The following is a 6,871-nucleotide window of genomic DNA, read 5'->3' as shown; positions in this document are numbered from 1 at the left end:
GGGGCCCGCCGCGGTATCGCGGCGGGCCCCGTCGTCGTTGTGTCCACGTCCCCGGTGAGCCGTGCGCCCGCTTCCGGAGCGAGCCGGGGGCGCTCTCCGGCGGCCCTGTTCCCCGGTGGCGTCGCTTCCCCGTGGTGCCCGGGCTACTCCCCGGTGGTGCCGTCGGCGAGCTCGCGCAGCAGGTCCAGGTGCCCGTTGTGCCGGGCCGTCTCCTCGATCATGTGCACCAGCACCCAGCGCAGCGTCGTGGCGTCCTCGCCCTCGCGCACGTTCAGGGCCTCGGTGTCCAGTTCCAGCTCCGCGGTGATCTCCCGGGAGCGCTCGCACTGCATCTCGTACTCTTCGAGCAGCGTCCCCAGCGGCACCTCGTTGCCGCGTCGCCACTCGGCGTCCGGATCCTCGGGGGTCGCGTACCCGCCCTCGGGCAGCCCCAGCAGGATCCACTCGAACCAGGCGTGCTCCACCCAGCGTAGGTGGGACACGATCGCGCCCACGCTCATCAGCGGCGAGGTGGGCAGGGGGGTGGCCGTCGCGTGTTCGGCGGCGATGCCCGCGCACTTGGCGTGGACGGTGGCGCGGTGCCAGTTCAGCCAGGTGGTGAGCATGGTGCGCTCGTCGGCGTCCATCGGGGGGTCGATACGGTCGGGCGCGGCCGGGAGGGTCTCTTCGGTCATGCCCCCATCATGGCCGTCCCCGCCGACACTCTCCACGTGCTTTTCCGCTCCCGTGCGTCCGGTGTGTCCGGTGCGTTCTGCGCGCGCCGCCGTCATTCCCCGGTGGTGCCGTCGGCGAGCTCGCGCAGGACGTCCAGGTGCCCGTTGTGCCGGGCGGTCTCCTCGATCATGTGCACCAGCACCCAGCGCAGGGTGGTGCGCCCCCGGGAGCCCAGGACCTTGCGTGAGGACGACCCGAGTTCGAGTTTGGCCGTGATCTCCCGCGACCGGGCGCATTGCGCCTCGTACTCCTCCAACAGGACCCCCAGGGGCACCTCGGACCCCAGACGCCACTCGCCGTCGGGGTCCTCCGCGCTATAGGGGGCGAGGTCGGGCTGGTCCAGCATCGCGCTCTCGAACCAGAACGCCTCCACCCAGCGCAGGTGGGACACCACACCGCCCACGGTCATCAGCGGGGAGGTCGGCAGCGGTGCGGCCGAGGACAGGGCCGGGTCCAGACCGACACACTTGGCGTGGACGGTGGCGCGGTGCCAGTCCAGCCAGGTGGTGAGCATGGTGCGCTCGTCGGCGGCCATCGGGGGGTCGACACGGGCGGTCAGGGGGAGGTGCAGAGTGCTGTTGTTGTCGCTCATGCCGGTATTCTCCCTTCCGGTCATGCCGCCGAGCCACAGGTTTTCCGTGGTGAGGGTACGAGGGCGAGGAGAAGACCGCTGATGGACGACCGGAACGGCGCGGACGCGCCGCGTGGGCCGCGACCTCTGGCCGTGAGCGCCTGGGTGTTCGGGGCGCTGGCCGCGGCCGGTGCGCTGCTCGGTCCGGTCTGGTGGCTCCTGGCCCCGGACCGGGCGCGGGGCACGGCCCTGGGCGAGGGCGAGGTCTTCACCGGCACCAGCGAGGCCCTGTTCGCGGGGGAGGGGACGTTCGTCCTCGTCACCGCGCTGGCCGGGCTCTTCAGCGGCTACATCGTCTACATGGTGCAGTTCCCGCTGTCCCGCAGGCACCCGCGCGACCTGCGCCTGTGGTGCCTGGTCGCGGGGTTCCTGGGCTCCGTGGCCGCGACCCTGCTCACCTGGCGGGTCGGCATGCTGCTGGACGGGCCCCTGCACACGGCGCTGGCGCAGGCGCAGGCCGGGGACGAGGTCACCGTGGGGCTGCACCTGGACGCGACGGCGTTCCTGGTCGCCTGGCCCTTCGTGTTCGTGCTCCAGTACGCGCTGCTCGACCTGATCAGCATGATCCGCCGGGACCTGCCGGGCGTGCCGTGGACCGTCCGGGCCGCGGAGGACACCGCGCCCGGCGCGGTCGCCCCCGACGCCACTGACGCCCCCGGAGCCCCCGACGCCCCCGGAACCCTCGACGCGCCGGGGTCCGGCCCCTCCCCGGTGGGGGAGGGGCCGGACCCGCTGACCCGCTGACCCGCTGACCCGTCGGCGCAACGGCCCCTGTCGGGGCCGGCCCGGTCAGATCGTCTGGACGCTGTCCTCGTACATGCCGTCCAGGACGTCCTGGTACTTGCTCTCCACCGCCCGGCGCCGCATCTTCAGGCTCGGCGTGATCTCGCCGCCCTCCACGGTCAGGTCGTTGGGCAGGATGGCGAACTTCTTGACGGTCTCGTGCCGGGGCAGGTCCTTGTTGAGCTCGTCGATGGCCTCCTGGACCATCGCGCGCACCTTCGGCTCCTTGGTGAGCCCGGCGTAGTCGAGGGCGCCCAGCTCGTTCTCCTGAGCCCAGGTCGCGATGGCCTCGGGGTCCAGCGCGACCAGCGCCACCACGTAGGACCGGCGGTCGCCGTGCACCACCAGGTTGCTGACGTAGGGGCACAGCGCCTTGAAGCGGCTCTCCAGGTGCTGGGGCGCCACGTACTTGCCGTTGGCGGTCTTGATCAGCTCCTTCTTGCGGTCGGTGATCCGCAGCCGGCCGTCCTCCAGGACGCCGATGTCGCCGGTGGCGAACCAGCCGTCCTGGTCGATGACCTCCTCGGTGGCCCCCGACAGGTTGTGGTAGCCGCGCATGACGCCGCCGCCGCGCAGCAGGATCTCGCCGTCCTCGGCGATCTTCACCTCGGTGCCGGGCATCGGCATGCCCACCGTGCCGAACTTGATGCGGCCGGGCCGGTTGAGGAAGGACCCCGCGCTGGTCTCGGTGAGGCCGTAGCCCTCCAGGATGACGATCCCGGCCCCGTAGAAGAACCGGCCGATCTCGGGGGCCAGCGGGGCGCTGCCGGAGATGAAGAACTTGAGCCGGTCGCCGAAGCGGGCGCGCAGCTTGGAGAAGACGAGCCTGTCGGCCACCTTGTGCTGGAGGGCCAGGGCGCCGGTGGGCTCCTTGCCGTCCTCCTTGAGCCGGGCCACCCGGTCGCCCACGCCCACGGCCCACTTGAAGATGCGGAACTTGGCGGCGCCGCCCTCCTTGGCCTGCATGACGACCCGGTTGTACACCTTCTCGAAGATGCGGGGGGCGGCCGCCATGAAGGTCGGCCGGACCACGGACAGGTTGTCGACGATCTTGTCGACCCGCCCGTCCACGGCGGTGGTGAAGCCCAGCTGCAACTGGTTGACCTGCATGAGCTTGCCGAACACGTGCGACAGCGGCAGCCACAGGTACTGCACGTCGTCGGGGCCGAGCAGCTCCCAGCCCTGGCCGCGCAGTTCGTCGTCCAGGTCCTGGAGCGCCTTGGACTCGTACAGCCAGTTGGCGTGGTCGAGGCGAACGCCCTTGGGGCGGCCGGTGCTGCCGGAGGTGTAGATGAGGGTGGCGAGGTGGTCGGGCGCGACGGCCTTGACGAGCTCGTCGAACAGCTCGGGCCTCTCCCCGTGCAGTTCGGCGCCCTGGGCGGACAGCTCGTCGAGGGTGATGACCCAGCCGTCGTGGCCGCCCTCGCCGTCGAAGACGACGACCTTGGACACGCCGGGGATCTGCGCCCGCTGGTCGACCAGCTTGGCGACCTGCTCGGCGTTCTCGGCGAAGACCACCATGCTGCCGGAGTCGGAGATGATGTACGCCGAGTCGGCGGCGGTGGAGGACGGGTAGACGGTGGTGGAGGCGCCGCCCGCGCACAGGATCGCCAGGTCGGCCAGGATCCATTCGATCCTGGTGGAGGCGGCGATGGCGCAGCGCGCCTGGGAGGTGACCCCGAGGGCGTGCAGGCCCAGGGCCAGGTCGCGGACCCGGTCGCGGGTCTGCGCCCAGGTCAGGGTCTCCCAGGTCTCGGGAGCACCGGTGGTGTTGGGAACGGGGTAGGTGAACGCCGTCGTGTCGCCGCTTTGGGCCACACGGGAGGCGAACATGTCCGGAACCGACGAGAAGGGGGATGAAGTGTTACCCATGTCACAAAGCTACCCCTGGGTAGTGGGGGCGGCAACAGCCGATGTCCCCTTGTGACCGGGCTCGTGTCCCCGTATTCCCGTTTTCCCCGATGGATACGCGGTTCTCGTCCCGTTCCCGCCCCGTTCCCCCGCGGCCGCTCCCGCGCCGCCCCGTTCCCCGGCCGTCCCCGTCCCCGTCCCCGTCTCCCGGTCTCTCGGCCGTCCCCGTCCCCACCGCCGCGCCGGGTCAGGCCGCACCGATGGGCGCCACGACCGCCTCGGTGAGCGTGATGAGGTCGGCGGGCGCCAGCTCCATCTGGAGGCCGCGCCGCCCCGCCGACACGTACACCGTCCGCTGCTCCCGCGCGGACGCGTCGACGACCGTGCGCAGCCGCTTGCGCTGGCCCAGCGGGCTGATCCCGCCGCGCACGTACCCGGTGACCTTCTCCGCCTTGGCCGGGTCGGCCATCACCGCCTTCTTCCCGCCCACGGCGGCCGCCAGCGCCTTGAGGTCCAGCGAGGTGCTCACCGGCACCACCCCCACCGTCATGACCCCGTCCACCTCGGCCAGCAGCGTCTTGAACACCTGCTCGTGGGGGATGCCGAGCGCGTCGGCGGCGTCCGTGCCGTAGGAGTGGCCGTCCCCGCCCGCCGCCTCGTACGGGTGCAGGGTGTAGGTGGTCTTGGTCCGCCCGGCCGCCACGGTGGCGGGCGTGGCCTTTCCGCTCATCGGTTCCCCGGTCCCTCGTCGAAGGCGCGCCCGGCTCCCGGGCACCTGGTCTGTACGGCAGGCTAACGAATCCCGTGCCGTGCGGCGCCCCGGATCGCAGGGACGAAAGTCCTCGTGGGAGCGGTGCGCGGCCGGGGAGCGGGGCCGTCAGTTGAAGGAGACCCCGTTGTTGAGGAACGGCCCGGCGGGCAGCGTGTTGAGGGTCGGGGTGTGCACGATCCGGTTCTCCCGGCGCAGGAACCGGGCCAGCACCGCCAGCCGGGTCGCCGCGTCCTCGGCCTCCAGCAGCCGCTGCTTCTCGGCCTGGTCGAGCACGACCGCCTCGGACAGCGCGTACGACAGCGGGATGGGGTCCTTGGGCGGGTCCACGAACGTCCCCGGGCTCAGCCCGGCCGCGGACAGCCGCTCCCGGTAGACCTCGAACAGGGCGCGCACCCGCTCGGCGTGTTCGTCGACGTCGGGTCCGGCCGCCTCGGGCAGGAACGCCACCGACGCGGTGGGGTAGACGTCGGAGGAGGAGGCGTCCACCTCCGACAGGTCCTCGATGGTGAACCGGGTGCCGCCCTCCACCACCAGGTCGTAGCGGCCGTCGTCGTAGGTGCGCACGTTGCGCACCAGGGCGGTGCAGCCGGTGCCGCTCACCCGGGGCAGCCGGACGTCGCCGCCCAGGGTGGGGGCCCCGACGGGGGTCTCGGTGGTCTGCGCGGAGGACGTGGCCGCCACCTCGTGCCCGAGCTCGATCCACACCACCCCGAAGCGGCGGGGCGAGCGGTCGCGCCCGGCGAGCTCGCCGCGGGTGAGGGTGGGGCCGAGCAGTTCGGAGACCAGCCGCCGGTAGCGCGGCTCGAAGACGTGCAGGGGGACGTTCACACCGGGGAACAGAACGGTGTTCAACGGAAAGATCGGCAGAGCCTGGGCCATGGCCCCAGTATGCCTTTCGTCACGGCCGCACGGGTTCGGACACCCGCGAGGGGCGCCCGGTCGGAACCGGGCGCCCCTCGAAGCAGCGGGTCAACGAACCGGAGCGGCGGAGAATTCCCCCTAGGAAACGGCGGGGCCGGCGGTGGCGGGCGCGCTCTGGCTGCCGTTGTCCTCGCTGGGCATGTCGCGGGCCACGAAGGTCTCCACGTCGAACAGATTCCCGTTGGAGCGGTCCACCACGTTCAGCAGGGTGGACATCTTGGCGATCTCCTCCACCTGCTCCTGGATGAACCACTGGAGGAACTGCTCGCCGGTGTAGTCGTCCTCGTCGCGGGCGACCTTGGCCAGGCGCTGGAACTGGTCGGAGACCTCGCGCTCCTGGCGCAGGGCCAGGGCGACCAGGTCGCGCGGCGCGGCGAAGTCGGTCTCGATCTCGTCCACGCCCTGGAGGGCGAAGTCGACGTCGCGGTCGATGAGGTAGCGCACCAGCATCATGGCGTGGTCGCGCTCCTCCAGGGACTGCTCGTAGAAGACCCGCGCCAGCTGGGGAAGGTCCTGGGTGTCGAACCAGGTGGCCAGGGCCACGTACTGGTGGGAGGCGGTGAACTCGTGCCGCACCTGGTCGACGAGGAGGCGGTGGAACTTGGAAAGACCGCTATCGCTGCTCTTGTTCGAAGTCATGCCCCTACAATAACCCATGTAAAGCCATTCTTGAAAATCACCGAAACGCCGAAGAATTCGTTAGGCAAGCCTTTCCAAGCCTTTCTGGGACTCGTTTAGGTTAGGTATGCCAAAGTAAGGTGAAACTTATTCCGCGTTTTCGTTCCCGCTGGTGGCGAATATCCCGGAGGGCGCCGCTCGCCCCATCGGCGCCGATGTGGTGTCCACCATCCGGACGCCGCAGCCCACCGCTCGGGCATCGCCCTCTAGACTGTGGGCGTGATCAGTCGAATCGACCTCCGAGGCAGCCAGGACGACCCCCGCGACGCCCTCCCGCGCGCGGCCATGGACGTGGCGGACGCCGCCGAGCGCGTGCGCCCCCTGTGCGAGGACGTCCGCCATCGCGGTGTCGAGGCGCTGATCGAGATCACCGAGCGCTTCGACGGGGTCCGGCTCACCGACATCCGCGTCCCCAAGGACGCGATCGACGCCGCCCTGGCCGACCTCGACCCGGCCGTGCGCGCCGCGCTGGAGGAGTCCATCCGCCGCGCCCGCAAGGTCCACCGCGACCAGCGCCGCAC

Annotated in this window: 8 protein-coding genes; 2 read left to right on the top strand and 6 right to left on the bottom strand. The window is 71.2% G+C overall.

Annotated elements, in window-relative coordinates; all coding sequences use genetic code 11:
• Window positions 1–143 precede the first annotated feature (143 nt).
• The gene (locus tag ACJOT3_RS30545) at window positions 144–674 is read right to left on the bottom strand and encodes a DinB family protein (RefSeq protein ID WP_406976601.1); all 531 of its coding nucleotides are present in this window, start codon (window positions 672–674) and stop codon (window positions 144–146) included.
• A gap of 92 nt (window positions 675–766) precedes the next feature.
• Window positions 767–1,306 (bottom strand): DinB family protein, encoded by a 540-nt coding sequence (locus ACJOT3_RS30540; RefSeq protein WP_406976600.1) that lies wholly within the window; start codon window positions 1,304–1,306, stop codon window positions 767–769.
• Window positions 1,307–1,387: 81 nt separating this feature from the next.
• Here ACJOT3_RS30540 and ACJOT3_RS30535 point away from each other — a divergent pair, with 81 nt between their 5' ends.
• Window positions 1,388–2,089, top strand: a complete 702-nt coding sequence (locus tag ACJOT3_RS30535; protein ID WP_406976599.1) for a hypothetical protein — start codon at window positions 1,388–1,390, stop codon at window positions 2,087–2,089.
• Between the two features lie 45 nt (window positions 2,090–2,134).
• On the opposite strand, the gene ACJOT3_RS30530 is transcribed toward ACJOT3_RS30535, so the two are convergent.
• The 4 genes from ACJOT3_RS30530 to ACJOT3_RS30515 all read right to left on the bottom strand — a co-directional run bounded on the left by ACJOT3_RS30530 (window position 2,135) and on the right by ACJOT3_RS30515 (window position 6,311).
• Complete coding sequence (locus ACJOT3_RS30530; protein ID WP_406976598.1) at window positions 2,135–4,000, bottom strand: AMP-dependent synthetase/ligase; 1,866 nt, start codon at window positions 3,998–4,000, stop codon at window positions 2,135–2,137.
• A 226-nt stretch (window positions 4,001–4,226) separates the two neighbouring features.
• Window positions 4,227–4,682 (bottom strand): Cys-tRNA(Pro) deacylase, encoded by a 456-nt coding sequence (ybaK, locus tag ACJOT3_RS30525; RefSeq protein ID WP_406976602.1) that lies wholly within the window; start codon window positions 4,680–4,682, stop codon window positions 4,227–4,229.
• A gap of 174 nt (window positions 4,683–4,856) precedes the next feature.
• Window positions 4,857–5,630: an LON peptidase substrate-binding domain-containing protein gene (locus ACJOT3_RS30520; RefSeq protein WP_406976597.1), complete on the bottom strand. Its 774-nt coding sequence runs from the start codon at window positions 5,628–5,630 to the stop codon at window positions 4,857–4,859.
• A 120-nt stretch (window positions 5,631–5,750) separates the two neighbouring features.
• Window positions 5,751–6,311 (bottom strand): ferritin, encoded by a 561-nt coding sequence (locus tag ACJOT3_RS30515; RefSeq protein WP_406976596.1) that lies wholly within the window; start codon window positions 6,309–6,311, stop codon window positions 5,751–5,753.
• A 258-nt stretch (window positions 6,312–6,569) separates the two neighbouring features.
• Here ACJOT3_RS30515 and ACJOT3_RS30510 point away from each other — a divergent pair.
• The coding region (locus ACJOT3_RS30510; RefSeq protein ID WP_406976595.1) for a histidinol dehydrogenase at window positions 6,570–6,871 on the top strand (302 nt) is incomplete at its 3' end.

The sequence above is a fragment of the Nocardiopsis protaetiae genome, from assembly GCF_045446735.1.
Taxonomy (GTDB): Bacteria; Actinomycetota; Actinomycetes; order Streptosporangiales; family Streptosporangiaceae; genus Nocardiopsis; species Nocardiopsis protaetiae.
Note: the sequence above shows the minus strand (reverse complement) of the source record. Positions and strands in the feature narration are given on the sequence as shown.

What these genes read in the sequence shown, in the direction of transcription:
- ACJOT3_RS30545 (WP_406976601.1), bottom strand. Translation starts at nt 674, where the DNA reads ATGACCGAAGAGACCCTCCCGGCCGCGCCCGACCGTATCGACCCCCCG.
- ACJOT3_RS30540 (WP_406976600.1), bottom strand. Translation starts at nt 1,306, where the DNA reads ATGAGCGACAACAACAGCACTCTGCACCTCCCCCTGACCGCCCGTGTC.
- ACJOT3_RS30535 (WP_406976599.1), top strand. Translation starts at nt 1,388, where the DNA reads ATGGACGACCGGAACGGCGCGGACGCGCCGCGTGGGCCGCGACCTCTG.
- ACJOT3_RS30530 (WP_406976598.1), bottom strand. Translation starts at nt 4,000, where the DNA reads ATGGGTAACACTTCATCCCCCTTCTCGTCGGTTCCGGACATGTTCGCC.
- ACJOT3_RS30520 (WP_406976597.1), bottom strand. Translation starts at nt 5,630, where the DNA reads ATGGCCCAGGCTCTGCCGATCTTTCCGTTGAACACCGTTCTGTTCCCC.
- ACJOT3_RS30515 (WP_406976596.1), bottom strand. Translation starts at nt 6,311, where the DNA reads ATGACTTCGAACAAGAGCAGCGATAGCGGTCTTTCCAAGTTCCACCGC.